General features: G+C 58.4%; 19 protein-coding genes. 5 read left to right on the top strand and 14 right to left on the bottom strand.

The features are described from left to right. Positions 1-9: 9 nt before the first annotated feature. The 3 genes from B0G52_RS12365 to B0G52_RS12355 form a co-directional block, all read right to left on the bottom strand. A complete protein-coding gene (locus B0G52_RS12365; protein WP_094044629.1) occupies positions 10-1,704 on the bottom strand; it encodes an extracellular solute-binding protein in 1,695 nt (564 codons plus the stop codon). 182 nt (positions 1,705-1,886) lie between these two features. Further along, a complete protein-coding gene (locus B0G52_RS12360) occupies positions 1,887-3,524 on the bottom strand; it encodes a response regulator (protein WP_094044627.1) in 1,638 nt (545 codons plus the stop codon). Further along, positions 3,502-5,268 carry a cache domain-containing sensor histidine kinase gene (locus tag B0G52_RS12355; protein WP_158223681.1) on the bottom strand — a complete coding sequence of 589 codons (1,767 nt, stop codon included), beginning with the start codon at positions 5,266-5,268 and terminating at the stop codon, positions 3,502-3,504. The genes B0G52_RS12360 and B0G52_RS12355 overlap by 23 nt, the downstream gene beginning before the upstream one ends. Positions 5,269-5,471: 203 nt before the next feature. Between B0G52_RS12355 and B0G52_RS12350 the strand changes: the two genes are divergently transcribed. Next, on the top strand, positions 5,472-6,386 hold the full coding sequence (locus tag B0G52_RS12350) for an ABC transporter permease (RefSeq protein WP_094045073.1): 915 nt from the start codon (positions 5,472-5,474) through the stop codon (positions 6,384-6,386). Between the two features lie 17 nt (positions 6,387-6,403). After that, on the top strand, positions 6,404-7,285 hold the full coding sequence (locus B0G52_RS12345) for a carbohydrate ABC transporter permease (RefSeq protein ID WP_094044623.1): 882 nt from the start codon (positions 6,404-6,406) through the stop codon (positions 7,283-7,285). Between the two features lie 164 nt (positions 7,286-7,449). On the opposite strand, the gene B0G52_RS12340 is transcribed toward B0G52_RS12345, so the two are convergent. Next, on the bottom strand, positions 7,450-7,827 hold the full coding sequence (locus tag B0G52_RS12340; protein ID WP_094044621.1) for a winged helix-turn-helix transcriptional regulator: 378 nt from the start codon (positions 7,825-7,827) through the stop codon (positions 7,450-7,452). 115 nt (positions 7,828-7,942) lie between these two features. Here B0G52_RS12340 and B0G52_RS12335 point away from each other — a divergent pair, with 115 nt between their 5' ends. After that, complete coding sequence (locus B0G52_RS12335; protein ID WP_094044619.1) at positions 7,943-8,980, top strand: zinc-dependent alcohol dehydrogenase family protein; 1,038 nt, start codon at positions 7,943-7,945, stop codon at positions 8,978-8,980. On the opposite strand, the gene B0G52_RS12330 is transcribed toward B0G52_RS12335, so the two are convergent. After that, positions 8,956-9,840 carry a LysR family transcriptional regulator gene (locus B0G52_RS12330; RefSeq protein ID WP_094044617.1) on the bottom strand — a complete coding sequence of 295 codons (885 nt, stop codon included), beginning with the start codon at positions 9,838-9,840 and terminating at the stop codon, positions 8,956-8,958. The two genes, B0G52_RS12335 and B0G52_RS12330, sit on opposite strands and share 25 nt — an antisense overlap. A gap of 112 nt (positions 9,841-9,952) precedes the next feature. Between B0G52_RS12330 and dapA the strand changes: the two genes are divergently transcribed. Beyond that, complete coding sequence (gene dapA, locus B0G52_RS12325) at positions 9,953-10,828, top strand: 4-hydroxy-tetrahydrodipicolinate synthase (protein ID WP_094044615.1); 876 nt, start codon at positions 9,953-9,955, stop codon at positions 10,826-10,828. A gap of 29 nt (positions 10,829-10,857) precedes the next feature. Here dapA and B0G52_RS12320 read toward each other — a convergent pair whose 3' ends face one another. From B0G52_RS12320 to B0G52_RS12310, 3 genes are all read right to left on the bottom strand, one after another. Continuing rightward, positions 10,858-11,160, bottom strand: coding sequence for a putative quinol monooxygenase (locus tag B0G52_RS12320; protein ID WP_094044613.1), 303 nt, complete (start codon positions 11,158-11,160; stop codon positions 10,858-10,860). Further along, the gene (locus B0G52_RS12315) at positions 11,160-12,158 is read right to left on the bottom strand and encodes a helix-turn-helix transcriptional regulator (protein ID WP_094044611.1); all 999 of its coding nucleotides are present in this window, start codon (positions 12,156-12,158) and stop codon (positions 11,160-11,162) included. Before B0G52_RS12315 ends, B0G52_RS12320 begins: the two co-directional genes overlap by 1 nt. 77 nt (positions 12,159-12,235) lie before the next feature. After that, a complete protein-coding gene (locus tag B0G52_RS12310) occupies positions 12,236-12,727 on the bottom strand; it encodes a DinB family protein (RefSeq protein WP_094044609.1) in 492 nt (163 codons plus the stop codon). 213 nt (positions 12,728-12,940) lie between these two features. Here B0G52_RS12310 and B0G52_RS12305 point away from each other — a divergent pair, with 213 nt between their 5' ends. Continuing rightward, positions 12,941-13,414 carry an SRPBCC family protein gene (locus B0G52_RS12305; RefSeq protein ID WP_094044607.1) on the top strand — a complete coding sequence of 158 codons (474 nt, stop codon included), beginning with the start codon at positions 12,941-12,943 and terminating at the stop codon, positions 13,412-13,414. Between the two features lie 17 nt (positions 13,415-13,431). Here the strand turns inward: B0G52_RS12305 and B0G52_RS12300 are convergent, their stop codons facing one another. From B0G52_RS12300 to B0G52_RS12275, 6 genes are all read right to left on the bottom strand, one after another. Beyond that, the gene (locus tag B0G52_RS12300; RefSeq protein WP_094044605.1) at positions 13,432-13,725 is read right to left on the bottom strand and encodes a DUF2277 domain-containing protein; all 294 of its coding nucleotides are present in this window, start codon (positions 13,723-13,725) and stop codon (positions 13,432-13,434) included. A gap of 11 nt (positions 13,726-13,736) precedes the next feature. Next, positions 13,737-14,123, bottom strand: coding sequence for an iron chaperone (locus B0G52_RS12295; RefSeq protein WP_094044603.1), 387 nt, complete (start codon positions 14,121-14,123; stop codon positions 13,737-13,739). A 117-nt stretch (positions 14,124-14,240) separates the two neighbouring features. Continuing rightward, positions 14,241-15,293, bottom strand: coding sequence for an ABC transporter substrate-binding protein (locus B0G52_RS12290; protein WP_094044601.1), 1,053 nt, complete (start codon positions 15,291-15,293; stop codon positions 14,241-14,243). Positions 15,294-15,401: 108 nt separating this feature from the next. Further along, positions 15,402-16,238: a helix-turn-helix transcriptional regulator gene (locus B0G52_RS12285; RefSeq protein WP_094044599.1), complete on the bottom strand. Its 837-nt coding sequence runs from the start codon at positions 16,236-16,238 to the stop codon at positions 15,402-15,404. Positions 16,239-16,308: 70 nt separating this feature from the next. Next, positions 16,309-17,136, bottom strand: a complete 828-nt coding sequence (locus B0G52_RS12280; RefSeq protein ID WP_094044597.1) for an alpha/beta hydrolase — start codon at positions 17,134-17,136, stop codon at positions 16,309-16,311. 344 nt (positions 17,137-17,480) lie between these two features. Further along, complete coding sequence (locus B0G52_RS12275; protein WP_198960638.1) at positions 17,481-18,116, bottom strand: DUF975 family protein; 636 nt, start codon at positions 18,114-18,116, stop codon at positions 17,481-17,483. Between the last annotated feature and the right edge of the window lie 16 nt (positions 18,117-18,132).

Raw genomic sequence — 18,132 nt, 5'->3', positions numbered from 1 at the left:
CCCTCCCGACTATTTAACCGACTGATACCATTCGTTCACTTCTTCGGTGATCTGATCGCCTCCGGAAGCTTTCCAGTTGGCGACGAACTTGTCGAAGTCGTCCAGCGGCAGTCTGCCGTATACGATTTTGACGAACGTCTCGTTCTCCAGCTTGTTGAGCATGACGCCCTTGCTCTCCATCGTCTTGGTCGGAGCGCCGACGAAGCGGTCGTGCACCGATTTGTCCAGGTCGTTCGCCAGCACCGCTCCGCCTTCCACCTTAAGCGGCGGCAGTCCGGCGAGCTTCTTCTCCAGATAGGTTTCGGCCGGCTTGCCCGTCGCCAGATCCTTGTAGACGTTCAGCTCCACGAACGGAACGTTCGGCGGATTCCAGCTCAGCATGTACTTGCCCGCGTTGATGTAGCCGTTCGGCAGCTTCTCGGGATCGTAGACCGCCTCGCCGTTCTCCAGCACGTAGTCGTAGCCCTCGGCGAATCCGTACTTGAAGTCGGAATTCTCGTCGTTGTACCAGTAGCCGAGCGTCTCGTCGTAATACTTGAAGAACGCGTCCATATGCTTGAAATCCTTGTTGAAGAACATCCGGCTCTTGACCAGCCGCTCGCCCGGCGCGTGAACGCCTTCCGGCCCCCGCGGCAGCGGATAAGGCTTGATGACCGATTCGGGAACGTTCTTGAAGACGTCCGGCAGCGGCCAGTCTCCCATCCAGTACGGACCGGCGATGATACCGACCTTGCCCTGGTTGAACTTCTCGAACGCGGCGAACAGATCGGCCGCCCCGGCGTCCTCGAACAGGTAGCCTTTTGTGTACCATTCGTGGAACTTGGCCAGCCCCTGCTTCATATCCGGATGAATGGAGCCGTACTCCAGCTGACCTTCGGCGTTCTCGTGCCAGTACTTCGGAAGCACGCCGTCCTTGCTGTACGCTCCGAAGACGAACTTGCCGTCGACCCAGGAGTTGAAGCCGTCGCGCAGCGTCAAGGCGATGCCCGCCGTATCCTTCTTGTTGTTGCCGTCAGGGTCTTGGTTAACGAACGCATCCATGACCGCTTCCAATTCCTCGATCGTCGTCGGCGCCTGCAGGCTCAGCTTGTCGAGCCAATCCTGGCGAATCCAGAGGATCGGATCTTCTCCCGCTCCGGTCTGCAGAATCGGGATGCCGAATTTGCGTCCGTCCTTGGACACCGACTGCCATGCCGTCGGATTGTCCGCGTACATCTGCTTCATCCGCTCGCTGGCATACATGTCGTACGCTTCGCTGATGTCCATCGCCCGTCCGGACTCGATGACCTGCTTGGCGAGCTGGGCGTCCTCGACGATGAACACGTCCGGCAGCGGCTCGTTGGAAGCGAGCGCCAGCTTGATCTTGTTGTGGTAAGCATCGTAAGTGCCCACGGTCCAGATGTAATCGATATTGATGCCAAGCTTGTCTTTCGCCCATTGGATATGGACGTTGTTCTTCGTGTCTTCCCCTTCTTTGTACACGACGTCGGAAGCAACCGGCCTGGCCGTCGTAATCTTCACCGGCGGATCGAACTTCCCGGTCGAGCTGACCGGGGACTCGGCCGCGGGCGCCGAAGCCGTCTCCGTCGCCGGTTGGCTGTTGCCCGGAGCCGCGCCTTCGCCGCCGTTCCCCTTGGAGCAGGCGGCCAAAACGCCGGTTAACGCTATGATCGCCGTTAGAACCAATGCAGATTTCCTGAACATGAGTCCACCTCCTGATGATGGGAATCGAATCGCCGGCCGGACCGAAGTCTGAACGCTCGCATTCGCACGCCGCCGGCAGCGGGCGATTCAATTCTGGGATCATTATAATACGGGCTATTTTGGCGGATATATATCACAATCTTAACAAAGTAGCATTCTGTAAGATGATATCGGGACGAAGCTCAAATTTGGACTCTTCTGTACTCCTGAGGAGTCATTCCATACTGGCGCTTGAATACGCGAATGAAATAATTGGTCTGATAACCGAGCGATTCGGCGATCTCGTAGATCTTCTGCCGGGAGTTCTTCAGCAGATGGCAGGCCTTCTCCATCCGGATGCGGTTGATGTATTCGCTCAGCCCCTCCCCTGTCTCCAGCTTATACACTTTGGACAAATACACGGGGTGCAGGTAGACGTGATCGGAGATCGACTGCAGCGACACGTCGGAATCGAGATTCTTCTCGATGAACGCGTGAACCTTCTGCACGACGGACATGCGGTTGCCCTCCAGATCCGCGATCATCCGCGCCTCCAGCTTGTTGAGCACCCGGTACGCCAACGCTTCGAACGCACGCACGGAATCGTACGACGGCTGCATCAGCGCGGCGTAATCGTCGTCGCCGAGCACCTCGGACAGCAGATAGCCGTTGTTATGGGCGGTCATCGCCACGGCCGCGCCGATCACGTAATAGACCTCCATCAGAAATTCCCGGTGACGCACGTTGATCCGGTTCAGCTCCGCGAAAATATCGCCTATTTTCTCGTACGCCTGCTTCCAGTTGCCGACCTCCAGCAGATGCGCGACCGTCGGATGCTCGTGCAGTCCGCGCAGCGAATTCGCTTTGCGCTTCTCCTCCATAGAGGCGAGGAAGAAGTCTTCCGAGTCCCCGACATACTTGATCAGCGAGGTCAGCGTCTGCCGGTACAGCACCTTCAGCCCGCCCGGGAACGTTCCCCAATCGCCGATCACGATCGAAACTTTGCATTTCAAATAATGCTTCGCCTTACTCTGGAACTGGCTGGCGGTCTCCTCCAGCAGATGCTTGCGGGCCTGTATCCAGTCTTCCCCGTTCGCCTGCCGCATCTCCTCCTCGCGGGCCGCGGTCGGCTTGACGACGAAGATGAGGAAGCCGTGGTCCACCTTGCAGTTCCACGTATGAAAGCCGCCCGAGAACACTTCCGCCGCGATGTTGCCGATCGCGAATTCCGCGAGCGACGGATGCTCCTCTTCCAGGCGACCCAGTTCGTCCATCCGCACCAGCACGAGCGAGCAATCGTCTCCCGGAACGAACGGGATGTCCAGCGTCTGCCGCTTGCGCTCCCACTCCTCTCCGCCGATGCGCGCACCGTGCAGCAGCTCCTTCAGCAGGTTCTCGCGCAGCAGCGGCATATTTTCCTTCAGCGCCTGAACGGATCGCTCGTACGAGCCGATCTGCTCCCATTCCTGCTTGAGCAGCTCTTGGGCCCGGTTCACCGATTCGATCAGCGTCTGACTGCGAATCGGCTTCAGCAAATAATCGATCACATTGCTCTGGATCGCCTGTTGGGCATACTCGAACTCGGCATGGCCGGACAGCAGAATGCATTTCGTCCGCGGCGATCTCCGCTCGATCTCCTTGATCAGCTCGATGCCCGACATGCCGGGCATCTGAATATCGGTCACGACGATGTCGATCGCGTGCTTCTTCATAACGTTCAGCGCATCCTGCCCCGAGAAAGCCGTGTGCACCTGAGACACACTCAGCTCCTCCCAAGGAATAATCTCCTCCAAGCCCTCCACGACCGGTCTCTCGTCATCAACCAGCAGCAACTGGAACATTCCGCTCTCCCCCTTCTCCTTGTTCGCCGTTCCAATGCATGCCGACGAGCAATCCGCCCTCTTCCTTGGCGGCGAATGCCAACCCGGCTCCCTCCCCGAACTTGTATCTCATGCGCTGATGAATGTTCCATACGCCGCATCCGATCTCTTCTTCGTCCCCCGCCTGAGACTGCCGGATCAACTCGTTCAGACGCTCCGCCTCTCCCGCCGGCATGCCGACTCCGTTATCCTCGATGTACAGGGCGTAATCCTCGTTTTCCCGTTTGCCCCATATGCGAATAACCCCTTCCCCCGGCTTCGGCTCGATGCCGTGCTTGATCGCGTTCTCGACGAGCGGCTGGACGAGCATTCGCGGAATTTCCAGCTCCAGCATCTCCTCCGGCACTTCGATCTCGTAACGGATGCGCTGCGTCCGCATGACGTGGATTTCCAAGTAGTTGCGAATGTATTCCATTTCCTCACGAAGCGTCACCAACTGCTTATCCACGCGCGTGGCGTAACGGTAATACTCGCTGAGATGCATGCAGATCGCCTCGACCTCTTCCTCCCTGCCCCGCCTGGCCATCGTCTGCACGAAAAACAGGCTGTTGTACAGGAAGTGAGGATTGATCTGCGATTGGAGCTGCTTCATGACCGCCTCGTTCGTCCGCAGCTTCTCCACGTATGCTTTCTCAATCAGATGTTGAATTTCTTCGGCCATCTCGTTAAACCGCTTGAAAATAAAATAGAACACGTTGTTCTTGTCCGGCCGCAGCCGTACCTGGTAATCGCCCTTCTTCAAGCGGTGCATGCTGTCGATCAGCTCGCCCGTCGGCCGCTGCACGTGGAAGAACAGCAGCAACGCGACGACGCCGAACAAGATCAGCAGCATCCCGACCGAGAACCAGAAGAAATTGCGGCTCATCTCGATCGGAGCGAGGATGGTGTCCACTTTGGCGTAATCGACGAGCGTCCAGCCCATCGCTTCCGACCGCACGTAAGTAATCAAATATTTTTTGCCGTTGATTTTCTCCGTCAGATGTCCCGCCGCCTGCAGCGGTTCCCGATCCAATCTCTCGTTCAACTGCGCGATCAGCGGGTCGTTCGCCGTTCGGTTGACGAGCGGCTGGTAGGAGGCGCGGTACAGGAACGGATCTCCGTCCCCGCCGACCTTGAGCTGGTCCAGCACTTCCCGAATGTAGGAAGCCGGGGCCCGCACCTCCACGATCAACTCGTCGGGCCCCTCCGTGCCCGGTTCGGACAGAGGCGTGCTCGTATGCTTGTAGAACTGGTCGGCCTGCGGATTGTATTCCCAGATCGGACTGAATTCATTGGGCTGGAAGTTGGCGCGGAGCAGAATGTTGCTGCTGAGCACTTCGCTGCCGTTGCCGGAATAGACGAAAATCCCGTTCCTCCAATGATTAAGCAGGCTGAGCAGGGAAATTTTCTCCATAATCTTAACCTTCAATTCGACCAGGTCGTAATCGTCTCTGAACGTGCTGGCGAAGACGTCGCTGTTGACGTACTTGTGGATGTCCGGGTCCTGGACGAGCGCCAGCGAGATGAGCGAGAGCTGCTCGAAATCGCTTTCAAGTTGGCTCAGCACATAGTTCAGCTTGTTCAGATCGCGGTTGTTGATCTCTTGCTCGACGACTTCGACGCTGATCTGGTTGGAGTAGTAGTACAGCCCGAGAACCGGGATCAGGAACAGAACGATCAACACGTAGATTTTCTTGAAAATATTGAAGTTCCACTTAATGCGCATGGCCGAGTCTCCTTCCCGCCCCTCGAATCGAAGCCGTGCACCCATTATACAAAGAAGGGCCGAGGCGGTACTAGATAAACCGATTACCAGTTCGCGCATTGGTTGATAAAGTGCTTCTATGTTTAGATTTTGATATTTAGGAGGGGATCTCAAAGCGTATACCATTGGACTATGGGGAGAAAAAACGACAGGCGGTGGAATTGATGCGCAGCACGAAACAGCAATGGAATTTGAGACGAACGTGGCCCCTTCACAGCATGGTTCTTCCCGGATTGATCGTATTGCTCGTATTTCAATACGGCCCGATGCCGGGAATTATTATGGCCTTCCAAGACTTCAAACCGTACGCCGGATTTACCGGGTCCGAATGGGTCGGACTGGATCATTTCCGGGAGATCGCGGCGTTCTCCGACACGAGGCAGGTGATCTGGAACACTTTTGTAATCGCTTCCCTGAAGATCGTGTTCCAGTTGGTTACCCCGTTCGTATTCGCGCTCATGTTGAACGAAGTCGCGAAGATGGCGTTCAAACGAACGGTTCAGACGCTCGTCTACCTGCCCCACTTCATGTCGTGGGTCATTCTTGGCGGCATTCTGCTCGACATTCTTAATCCCGAGGGCGGCCTCGTCACCCGGGTCATGGTCGAAGGGTTAGGCATGAAGCCGATCTTCTTCCTCGGAGACGGCAATTGGTTCCGCTTCGTCGTCATAGCCAGCGACGTCTGGAAGGAGTTCGGGTTCGGCACGATCGTCTTCCTGGCCGCCTTGGCCGGCATCAACGGAGAGCTGTACGAAGCCGCCGTCATGGACGGGGCGAACCGCTGGAAACAGCTGCTGCACATTACGGTTCCGCTGCTGCTCCCGATGGCGATCGTCGTCGGCACGCTGTCGCTCGGCAACATTCTGAACGCCGGGTTCGATCAGATTTTCAACCTGTACAATCCGCTCGTCTACGATAAGGGCGACATTATCGATACGTACGTCTATCGGATGGCGCTGTTGAACGGACAATTCAGCTTCGCCACGGCCGTCGGCCTGTTCAAATCCGTCATCAGCTTCATTCTGATCGTCACCGCCTACCGGCTGGCCTACAAATTCGCCGACTATCGCATTTTCTGACTAAAGGAGGCTACCCCGTGATCTACAGGACCGGCTCGTACAAAACGTTCACGATCATCAACTACATTCTGCTGGCCGTGATCTCCGTCTCGTGCATTCTGCCGATCATCCACGTGCTGGCCGTCTCCTTCAGCGGGAAGGAGGCCGCCGGCGCCAATCTGGTCGGCCTGTGGCCGATCGACTTCACGCTCGACGCGTACGCGGAGACGATCGACAACCGGAATTTCTCCAACGCCCTGCAGACGTCTTTCCTGCGCACCCTGATCGGAACCGCCTTCTCCATGCTGCTGACGACGATGATCGCTTATCCGCTGTCCAAAGAGGACAGCGAGCTGAAGGGGCGCAAATGGTACGTCTGGCTGTTTATTTTCGCGATGCTGTTCAACGGAGGGCTCGTTCCCACCTACATTCTGATCTCCAAGGTCGGACTGATGAATTCGATGTGGGCGCTCATTCTTCCGGTCGCGATCAATTCCTTCAACCTGATTCTGATGCTGAACTTCTTCCGAACCTCGGTGCCGCGGGCGCTCGAGGAGGCCGTGCTTATCGACGGGGCGGGATATTACCGCATTCTGTTCAAGATCTACATCCCGATCGCGATGCCCGCAATCGCGGCGATCTCGCTGTTCACGATGGTGTTCCACTGGAACTCGTGGTTCGACGGGCTGATCTACATGTCCGACTTGGAAAATTACCCGCTCGCCACGTTCCTGCAGACGATCGTCGTGCAGCAGGACTTCAGCCGGCTGTCGGTCGATTCGGAGTCGCTCAAGAACATGTCGCAGCGATCGGTCAAAGCGGCTCAGATCTTCATCGGAGCGCTGCCGATCCTGCTCGTCTATCCGTTCCTCCAGCGCTTCTTCGTCAAAGGAATCGTGCTGGGCTCGGTGAAGGAGTAGGCGGCGACAGGGCTGCGCGGCCGCTTCGATGCGGCGATTCCATGAAGCGGAAACTCAACGTTCTCGGCGGCATAGCAAAACCCGGCAGCCTCTCTCGGGAGGAACTCGCCGGTTTTCGCCGTCTTAGGGCTTGCCGTTCAGTTTGCCACTGACCCCGAGTCTGGTCAGAGTTTTATGCTCTCCCCGCGGTCAAACTCTTCTCTCGCGGCCATGACAGACCCGTAATGGGTCGAAGCCCAGCTTTTCAACATCAGCATGCAGGGAATAAGCGTCTCGCCAAGGGGAGTCAGAGAATATTCCACGATGGGAGGGACGGAAGGCACGACCTTCCTGCGGACAAGACCGTCCCGCTCCAATTGCTTCAGCGTCTGGGTCAGCATCTTCTGCGAAATCCCTTCGATTCTGCGCCGGATTTCCCCATAGCGGATCGTGCCGCCTTCCAAAGCATACAACACGAGTGCGGTCCACTTGTTCGAGACGATCTCCAGAACGCGGCTATAGCTGCAAGCTTCCAGGGAAATATCGGGCGTTGTTCCCGCCATGCTCTCGCCTCCTTTACGCACTTTCGGGTTCGTAACCGACCTGAAAGTGCCTTCTTACCAAAGTTTAGCGAATGCCTTATGGTAAGTCTATCCCTGATAGAAGGAGAGATGAACCATGCAAGCATTCGCTATTCAAGGCGGGTTCGGCTTGGAGCGGCTCGCTCGCGTCGACCGTCCGATTCCGGCTCCAGGACCCAAGGAAGTGCTCATTCGCCTGAAAGCCGCCTCCTTAAACGCCCGCGATCTCGGAGTAATCGGCGGCTTCTATAATCCCGATCTGAAGGGCCCCCTGATTCCGGTGTCCGACGGCGTCGGGGAGGTGGTCAAGCTCGGGGAAGGAGCGACCCGATTCGGCTTGGGCGACCGGGTGAGCCCGATCTTCACTCAAAGCTGGATCGCGGGCGAAGCGACGCAGGCGAACTGGACCTCGACGCTCGGGAGTCCGCTGGACGGACTGCTTGCCGAGTATGCGGTATTTCACGAGGAGAAGCTGGTGCTCGTCCCCGCTCATCTGACCGACGAAGAGGCGGCGACTCTGCCGTGCGCCGCCGTTACGGCCTGGCACGCCATCGTCGAAGAAGGTCAAGTCAAGGCCGGAGACACTGTGGTCGTGCAGGGCACCGGCGGAGTCTCGCTGTTCGCCCTGCAATTCGCCAAGCTGCAGGGCGCCCGGGTCATCGTAACGTCGAGCAGCGACGAGAAGCTGGGGCGCGCGATCTCCCTCGGCGCGGATCACGGTATTAATTACAAGGACAATCCCGACTGGAACGACGCCGTGCTTTCTTACACCGGGGGACGGGGCGCGGACCACATCGTCGACCTGGGAGGGGCGGCCACGCTCGCGCGCTCCATCGCCGCGCTTAGGGTAGGCGGCCGGATTAGCCTTGTCGGACTCCTGTCGGGAGGGAAGGTCGAGGATTTCCCGATTGTTCCGGCCATTCTACGGAGAGCGCGGCTTCAGGCGATCAACGTCGGCAGCCGGGAAATGTTCGAAGCGATGAACCGGGCCATCTCCCGGCACGCACTTCGTCCGGTCGTCGACCGTGTCTTCCCTTTCTCGCAGTCGGTCGACGCCCTGCGTCATCTGCAGAACGAGTCCTACTTCGGCAAAATCGCCATCCGATTCGATCAGAATGCGGCCTCGGCAGGCTGAAGCGAGTCCAGAAACGCCCGCATCGCATGAGAGACCCATTTGCGGGGATGCATGCATGTTTGCAAGCTCAATCGGAGATCGGGATGAGAGAACGGGAGCGCGGCCAGTTCCCCTCTTCCCAGCTCGGCATCGGCGGCCAGCCGGGGCAGGATGGCGATGCCCCCTCCGGCGGACACGCACCCTTTGACCGCTTCCGGATTGCCGATCTCCAGGCTGATCCGGTAAGGAATGCCTTCGGCCCTCAGCAGCTTCTCCAGCATAATGCGGTAGTTGCACGTCTCCTCCGTCATGATCCACTCCTCGCCGCCCAGCCGCCGCAAGTCCACCCGGTCGAGCCGGGCGAGCGGATGATCGGGCGCGGAGACGAGCACGAGCGGCTCTTCGCGGATTTCCGTCCATTCCAACGCGGGATCGGTCGGCTCGCCGACGAGCATAAGGCCGAAATCGAGCTCCCCCTCCTTGACCCGATGAACGATCCGATCCTCGCGATCCGGCTGCAGCCGGATGTTCAGCTCCGGATAGCTTTGCCGAATTCGCTGCACGAACGGCGGAAGATAGTAGGCCGCGAGCGAATCGATCGTGCCGATCGTCAAGCTTCCCCCTCCTTGCCTCGCCAGCTTCTCCTTGGCCTGCTGGTGCAGCTCCAACATTTGCGTGACGGTCTTCAGCAGCTCTTCGCCCGCGGAGGTCAGCCGCAAGCCTCGACCGTACCTCTCGAACAGTTGAACGCCGAACTCCTTCTCCAGCTTCTGAATCTGTGTCGTTACGCTCGACTGCGCATACCCGAGCTGCTCCGCGGCCCTCGTGAAGCTCTGCCGCACGGCGACCTCCCGGAACGTCTGATAATAGACGAGATCCACTGCCCCACCACCCATCAACATTATTGATAATGACTATTATATATTATAGATAACTATGATGGTATGCGGCGTGATACAGTAGGTTCAAACAGTTTGCTAAGGAGGCAATTTCATGTTGAGCGCAGCGGAGTTAAAAGGAATCTACGTGCCCGTCGTCACTCCCTTCTTGCCGAATGGGGAGCTGGATCTGGTCTCTTACGGAAGGTACGTCAAGCATCTATTGGAGACGGATATCGATGGGCTGGTCGTGGGGGGCACGACGGGGGAAAGTCCGACGATCTCTTGGGAGGAAATCGAGGCGCTTGTTCTCGCCACCCGCGAAGCACGGGGATCGCGCAGCGTTCCGATCGTCGTCGGAACGGGAACGAACAGCACGGCGGATACCGTTCGGCGAACGGAAATGGCCGGCCGGATCGGCGCGGACGCTGCGCTCGTCGTCACTCCCTACTACAGCAGGCCGTCGGAAGCCGGCATTGTGGAGCATTACCGAAGAGCTTCCCGGTCGGGCGTGCCGGTGATCGCCTATGAAATCCCCGCCCGTACCGGCGTCCGGCTGTCGGCCGGAACGATGCGGACGATTCTCGATCTGGAAGGAGTCATCGGATTAAAAGACAGCTCCGGCAGCCTGAACCTGCTGCAGGAGCTGAGCCGGGTCGATACGAAGCCGGTGCTGTGCGGAGAAGATTCCCTGCTCTCGGATATGCTCCGTCAAGGCGCCAGTGGAGGCATATCGGCTTCGGCGAACGTCCGCACGGCGGACTTCATCGAAGTGTACCGGCAGGCGGCGGCCGGAAACCATGCGGCAGCGGAGAGCATGTTCTACGAACTGCGGCCGCTGATCGAGGATCTGTTCCGCGAACCGAATCCCGCGCCGCTCAAATGGCTGCTCGCGAGACAAAGCCTTCTCGCCGACGACGCCGTCCGACTGCCGATGAGCCCGATTACGTCCGAGCTGCAAGCGCGACTGTCCCGTTATGTTGCGGGGTAAATGAGCCGATCCCGCCGGATAAGGGCGGCTTACAAGCCTTTGCCGCCGATCGGACGCACCTTCACCGGCTTGACGCCGGCGATCAGCGGCCGACAGCGCTGGATGACCGCCAGCACTCTCTCGTTCTTCAGAGAGGCGGCATGCGCCTCTTCGCTCTCCCATAGCTCCGATATCCAGAGCGCATGGGGCTCGTCTACCGACTCGCTGATGATGTAGTAGATGCAGCCCTCCATGCCCTGCAGCGTCTCAGCGGACTCCAGCATGAGCCGGGCCAGCTCGTCGCGTTGGCCCGGTTGGGCGATCAATTGGCCGAACATTGCAAATTTGCTCATCATCGCTCTTCCTCTCTTGATTCGGAATAGGATTGGGATAACATCGCTTCGTAATGCGCCGCCATTCGCTTGGCCGCCTCCGCCATTCTGCGGACGAGAAGATCGGACTCGATCGTCAGCGCGGTGCTGTAAGGCATCAGAAAATACGGCACGTAAGTATGCAGCGTGGACCGCTCCAGCCGGAACACGGCCTCGCCGGGGCGGCGTTCGGCCAGCGCGTGTCCGAACAGCCAATGCCGGCACAGCTCGTTCAGCGCCTGCTCGCCCGCTCTGATCTTCACGGTCTCAAGCTCCTGCGAACCCGCCCCGGAGAGCAGGTTGCCGAGGAGGAAGTCCTTGGCCGAGAAGGAAGAGGGCCGTTCGAAGCGGCCTTCCGTTTCCCGCAGCGCCGTGATCCGGTCTACTCGGAAGCTGCGCGGTTCCCCGCGATAGCCGCAGTGTCCGACGGCATACCAGCTTCCTTTCCAATACACGATGCCGTAGGGATCGAACGATCGGGGAGGCGACGGTTCGCCCTTCCCCCGGTCGTACTCCATCTCCAGCGTCCGGCCCTGGCCGGCCGCTTCCTCGAGCATCTGCAGGAACGTCCGGTATTTGTCGTCGATCGCCGGATAGATGACCGACAAGCCGCCGCCGTGACGTTCAAGGCGATCCAATTGCTTCTCGTTCGTGTACCGCTTGAGCTTGTCCACCGCTCTGTCCAGCGCCTCCGAGTGCGGATAGCCGGCTTCCCGCGCGAAGATCGAGGCATGGACCAACCCTTTCCGCTCATCCTCGTCGAACAGGAGCGGAGATTCGGAGAAACCGTCCATAATGCGGTAACCTCCGTTAGGTCCCGAATCCGCGATGATCGGCACTCCGCTGGCGCACAACGAATCGATGCAACGATAGACGGTCCGCACATGAATCTCCAGCTTTTCCGCCAGCTGCTTCGCCGTCATCTGCTTGCCCGACCGCAGCATCCACAGGATCGATAACATATTGTCCGCCTTGGTCACGGTTCAAACCTTCCTTCCCGTTGAGCGCTGGAAAACCAACTCCATTGTACGCCACTTCTAGAAGTTGTTCACGCCTTTTAAGCGAGCGGAGTCTTTCCTTGATCGACCCACGTCTCGTAAGTCGGGCCGTAGATTTCCGGAGGCCGCAATCCGGCCTGCCTCATCAGCACCGTCATCTGACCCCGGTGATGCGCCTGATGCATCAGAGTAAATCGCAAGGAATCGCCGTTCCTCCACTGTTCCCCCATTATCGTCTGCGCCTCCTCCAGGCTGCCGTCGTTCCACTGGGTCCGTACGGCCTGAAGCACAGCCGAGCTGATCCGGCGATATTCCTCGGCGATCCCCGCCGCGTTCCTCGGAGCATGATCCGCCCCTCCGTCGAAATCAAGCCCGAGCGCAGTCATGAACCGCAGCGAAGTCGCCAGATGCCAGGCCAAATCCCCCAGTGTCCGGCGGTCCGCAGCGATCGCCTGCCCCAAGGAGTCGTTGGTCAACCCGCTCAGCACCCGATCGGTCAACCCGGACTCACTCTCCCATTCCGCCGTGAACGCTTCAATTGTCGCAAACATGGTATCTGCCTCCTTTTTCGACCTCAATAGCAGTATACGCCTTGGTCCCTGACAGAAACGGTCAGTCATTTCGGGGTGCGCCGCAAGATTTCTCCCGGTACTGTGCCCGCCGCTTGACATTTGCAGGGCTTGCCTATAATTTGAGACCTAGGAACATGCACGGAGGAACAGCGCATTAAGCGATCCTATCTTCGATCTCGGGAGGCAAAGAACATGCTGGCCACTCTTTACCCAACGGAAAAAGGCCACGTCGCGCGTTATGAGCGGGATTTGAAACATTCCGCAGAGCAGGCGTGGGCGTGGTTGACGGATAACGGAAAGCTGGCGCAATGGTTCGCCGAGCTCAGCTCTCACGATCTCCGCGAAGGCGGAACCATGCGCTTCGATATGGGTGACGGAGCGTTCGAGGAGATGAAGATTACAGACTTCTCGGAGGGATCTGTGCTGGAGTACGAATGGGGCGAGGACAGCGTCCGCTTCGAGATCGAACCGCGGCCGGACGGCTGCAGGCTCGTCTTGATCGAGACGATACGCCGGATCACGGATCATACGCCGAAAGATCTGGCCGGCTGGCACGTCTGTCTGGACGCGGTGGAAGCTCTGATGAACGGCGGAGAATTCCTGTCGCGCGAAGACGAGTGGAAAACGCGATACGAGCAATACGTCGAGGCGATTCGGGCGCTGTAGCCCGAACCGCCTCTTGTTTATTCCGCCGAAGTGACGCGGACGGGTTTGCCGAAGCGCTTGGCGGATTTCGCGCGGGCCCGCGCGATCTCGACGGTCCGGTCGCGCGAAGGGGCCCGGGTGACGAGCGAGTCGAGCAGCTTCTGCGCGGCATCGCCGACCTCCCGCACCGCGAGCAGGAAGGCTTCCTCGTTCGCCTTCGACGGTTCGTTAAAGCCCGACAGCTTCCTCACGAATTGAAGCGCGGCGGCCTGCACCTCGTCGGGCGAAGCAGGAGGATCGAAGTTAAACAGCGTCTTAATGTTTCTGCACATCGCTTCTCACCTCACTTTTTCTTTTTCTTCTGAGCGGCTTCGGCGTTCTCTTGCGCTTTGAACTTCGCGATCTTGCCGATCAGTTCGAGCGGAAGCGGCTTGTCCATCGGAAACTTGACCGCGGACTTCGACACCTCGTACGGGGCCAGCTCTTCCTTGAACGTTTCGAATGCGGTAAACGGAGGCGGCGTAGAGATCGAATAGTGGCTCTTGTAGGCCGAGTAATAGATTACCATGCCGTGAAGCTTGAATGCGGGAATTTGATAGCTGATGACCTCTTCGGCTGCGGGTATCGCTTGCGAGATCGTCTGGCGGATTCTCTCCAGGCTGGCTTGAACTTCTTCGGGAAACGCCCCTACATACTCCTCTACGCTTTGAATCTTATCGCCGGTCGGCATGTCCGGTTCACCTCGTCGCAAGATTTGGGCAACGATCGTCCAATACGTTCATTATTAACCAATAATCGGCTCCGCGCAACGAAGAGCCGCGCCGGAGCCGATCAGATTTGTGCGATATTATTGGCTTAACGCATCCAGAACGGCCTGCACGCCGTACGAATTGCCGAGCGGACCGTAGCCCAGGGCAAGCTGTCCGTCGATGTCGTAGACATGGCCGTTCTGAACCGCCTTCAGCGTGTTCCAGACGCCGCTCTTCGACCACTCGTCAGACAAAGCCGGAAGCGACGGGTCGGACACGTTGAACTGGCCCAGGAACAGATGATCGGGATCGAGCTGGCTCAAGCCTTCCAAGGACAGCTGCGCGCCTTCCTCCATCTCGCTCGACTCCGGCGCCTTCAGCCCAAGCCCCTCGTAATACGTCGGCAAGTAATTCGTTCCTTGCAGCCAGGCTTCCTTGGCTCTGATCTGCACGAACGCAACGGAACCCTCGACGCTCGCCAGCTTCTCCTTCGCGGATTGCACCTTCGCGCGGAAATCGGCGATGTAGCTCGCGGCGGCTTCCTCTTGGCCGAGAATGCTGCCGAATTCGGTCACGACGGAAGGCCAGTCTCCCCACACATCCGTTTGCTGCTCGTCGAGCACGACGGTCGTGGCGATTTTTTCCAGGGAATCGACGATGTCCTTGTTGATGGCGTTGCCTGCGATAATGACGTCGGGAGCGTAGGCCAGCAGCGCCTCCAGGTTAACCGTCGTATTCTCCCCGACGATCGCCAGCTCCTCCAGTCGTTCGGTGTACGGCTTGTACGTATCCGTGTGCAGGACGGACTGCTTCTCGGTGAACGGAAGCGCGAGCGCGACCGACTTCAAGTCGAACAGCAGAATCGAATCGGTGTAGCCCCAATGAACGACCGCCAATTTCTGCGGTTGCTTCTCGATCGTAACGTCTCCGTTGGCCGCATGGATCGTACGGGGGAAAGCCGCTGCGGGCGAAGCTTCTTCGCTCGAGCTTGGACTAGGGCTGGAACTGGGGCTAGGTGCGCTCTCGGTCTGTGCGGGAGAAGACGAAGACTCCTGTCCGCTCGGAGAGCCGGAATTCGAGCAAGCGCCGAGAAGAAGCGCAAGGACAAGCATGAGCAGCGACAATGTCACGGGAAATCTGCGGTTAACCATGTCAAGCATCCTTTCTGAATTACGCGGGTTATATGTGATAACGATTCTCATTATCGAATATAACCATATCACCTTGTTTCTATGTTGAAAATGGAGAGATTCCCGAACTTATACTGGATGATTTCGCTCACGGCGCATGCCGACTTTGCCCGGCGGCACGCCCTTGTGCTTCTTGAACAGCCTGCTGAAATAATAGGCGTCCGCATACCCTACGCTCTTCGCCACGACTCCTACCGGGAACTGTCCCGTGAGGAGCATCTCGTTCGCCCGGTTCATCCGGTACTGGATCAAGTAATCGATCGGCCCGATTCCCGCGTATTTGCGGAACAGGGAGGAGAAATACTTCGCCTTGATCTGATAACGCTCCGCCAGCATGTCCAACGTGAGCGGTTCCGCGTGATGCTCCCGAATATACTGAATCGCTTCGTCGATCAGAGGGTAGCTCTCCTTGTTCTGGCTGACCCTCTCCGACAGGAGAATATGGTTGACCAGCCGGTAGAAAAGCGCCTTCTTCTCCAGCAGCCCCATGCTGTCGGGGGAAGCGGCGGCTTCGAGCAGACGGTCCAGCACACGCAGCAGCTCCGGATCGGGAGGGACGTGCAGCATCGACACCTCGATCAAGCCGCGGGCATCCTCCCGATCGGAGGGCTCCGGCAAATAGTGAACCAATCCGTACTCGAAGCCCTCCGCTCCGGGGTAGATTTCCAGCTTCTGTCCCAAGCCGCCCAACAGCACTCTTCCCGGTTCAAGCCGGTAACGGTCCGAACCGCCGAATACGAACTCGGCGCTCCCCCGCAGGGCCATGACGACGGCGCACTTGGTCGTCGGTCTGGCGACATGTCCGCTGTAGACCAGATCGGCCCGCAGCTCCGTTCGGAAGACTCCGTATACGCCCAGCGGAATTCTCGCGAAATCCCGCGCCAGTTCCTCGTATGAACAGTCCATGCCGCTCCTCCCCCAACCTCGCCCGATTCCTTTTCTCCCTATTATAGACCAGTCCCCGCCAGCCGCCTATCTAGTCCCTGGAGGCTTCATACAGCTTGCATGCCACGTAAGCCGGAGCCGTTCTAAAATAGGTCATATGGTCGCCTTGAGCCTCGATCAGCCTGAACAAGCCGAGGCGCGACGACATGTGCGGATGCCAGCCGTAGCCTCCCCCTTGGGGAAGCACGTTGTCCCCCGTCAGGTACAAGTAGCTGCGCGGGATATCATGCTCGTAGAAGGAATCCAGCTTCAGCTTCTCGAAAAGCGGCTTGGCCGGTTCCGGCCGGATCTCCGCGTACAGCCGCCGCGCCAGGTCGAGATCCGCCAAATTCACGAACGTCTCGCGGAAGATGTTAAAAGGCAGCGTAATCGTATCGTCCTTGGACGCCTGCCTCAATTGCTCGAAGCCTTGCCGCGCCTCGGGAGGGAATTGATCGGCCGGAGACTGCCCCTTGCCCAGCACGAGCGCGTTCGCGAACACCAGCCTCTTGATCCGGTCCGGCACCCGCTCCGCCGTCGTCTGAACGACCGAGCCGCCGAAGCTGTGCCCGACCAGAATAACGTCCTTCAGATCGCATTCGACGATATAGTCGGCGACCGCTTGCGTAATCTGTCCGTGCGTGACGTTCGTATTCGGATCTGCCCCATGGCCGGGATATTCGGGAACGTGAACGATATGACCTTGTCGTCTCAGCTCGGCGGCAACGCCGTTCCAGAAGCTCGCATCCGCCCAGGAGCCGTGAAGCAGCACGAACGTCAATGGCCGGCAACCGGCGCCCCCGCCCGGAAGCTGCGGACCGGGCTGTCCGTAATGACCCGGGACATGCGCATAAGCTCCGTTAACCCAATACACCTGCATTGCTCATACTCCTCCTCGAAAAAAAATCGGGTCTGCGCCTAGGGCGTGTATGCATACTCCGAGGGTAGCAGATATTGCCGAATTTTCGTTCCATGCAAGGAACTTTTGTGAAGGCGTACCGGGGGTACGTCAAGCAAAAATGACGAAGCAGGGGGCGAAAAGGCGGTGATAGATGCCCCTGAGCGGGTTTGCATACACGCCCTAGCATATGTGTAGGAGGAAACTTAGGTTCGCGACGTGGCGATGTGCGATCGGCATATGTTCATCTCTACGAATAGGTCAACCGCAGAAAAAAGAAGCATTTGGTCGACGACCAAATGCTTCTTCCCCGGGCGAGCCCGAAATCAGCCCTGATAATAAGACTGCGGAGGCGGAGGCGGCGGGGGAACGGACGCGGTGCGCATCAACAGATCGTTGTGAAAGTGCGCCACCGAGGTATATACGTACGGCACCAGCCAGAGGGCTCCGATGCCCAGCGTGAACGGAACGAGCAGCGCCCAACCGATAAAGCTGAGCATCAAGAAAAACAATCTGCCCTTGTTGCCGGCCATCATCTCTTTGCTCCGGCGAATGGCCTCCAACGCGCCGATTCCCGGATTGTCCTTCAGGATGAAGTAAGCTTGCGAATACCGGAATGCCGCGATGATTCCAGGAATGATCAGCAGCAAGCTCCACAACCATACGAAGATCAGCATCAGCAGGTACAGAACGAATGTTTCCCCGAACTTCGGGAATCCGCTGAAGAGCGTCTCGGTCGCAGGGGACTGTCGGCGGGACAAATCAAGGAAAAAGGCCATCAATCCGTAAATCATCGCCCCGGCGCACAGGAAGGCGGGAATCCAGCCCAGAAGCGGGATGAACCCGATCGACCCCAAAGCCGACATGACGAAGCTAAACAATAAATAGTGAAGCACTGCGCTCGTCCAATTGCCCGACAAGCTCTCTCTTGCTCTAGCGCGAAATTCTGCACTGGTCGGCACGACTCTCATTCCACCT

Source organism: Cohnella sp. SGD-V74, assembly GCF_003001675.1.
Lineage (GTDB): Bacteria > Bacillota > Bacilli > Paenibacillales > Paenibacillaceae > Cohnella.
The sequence above is the reverse complement of the archived record's forward strand: the minus strand, read 5'-3'. Positions and strand labels throughout refer to the sequence as shown.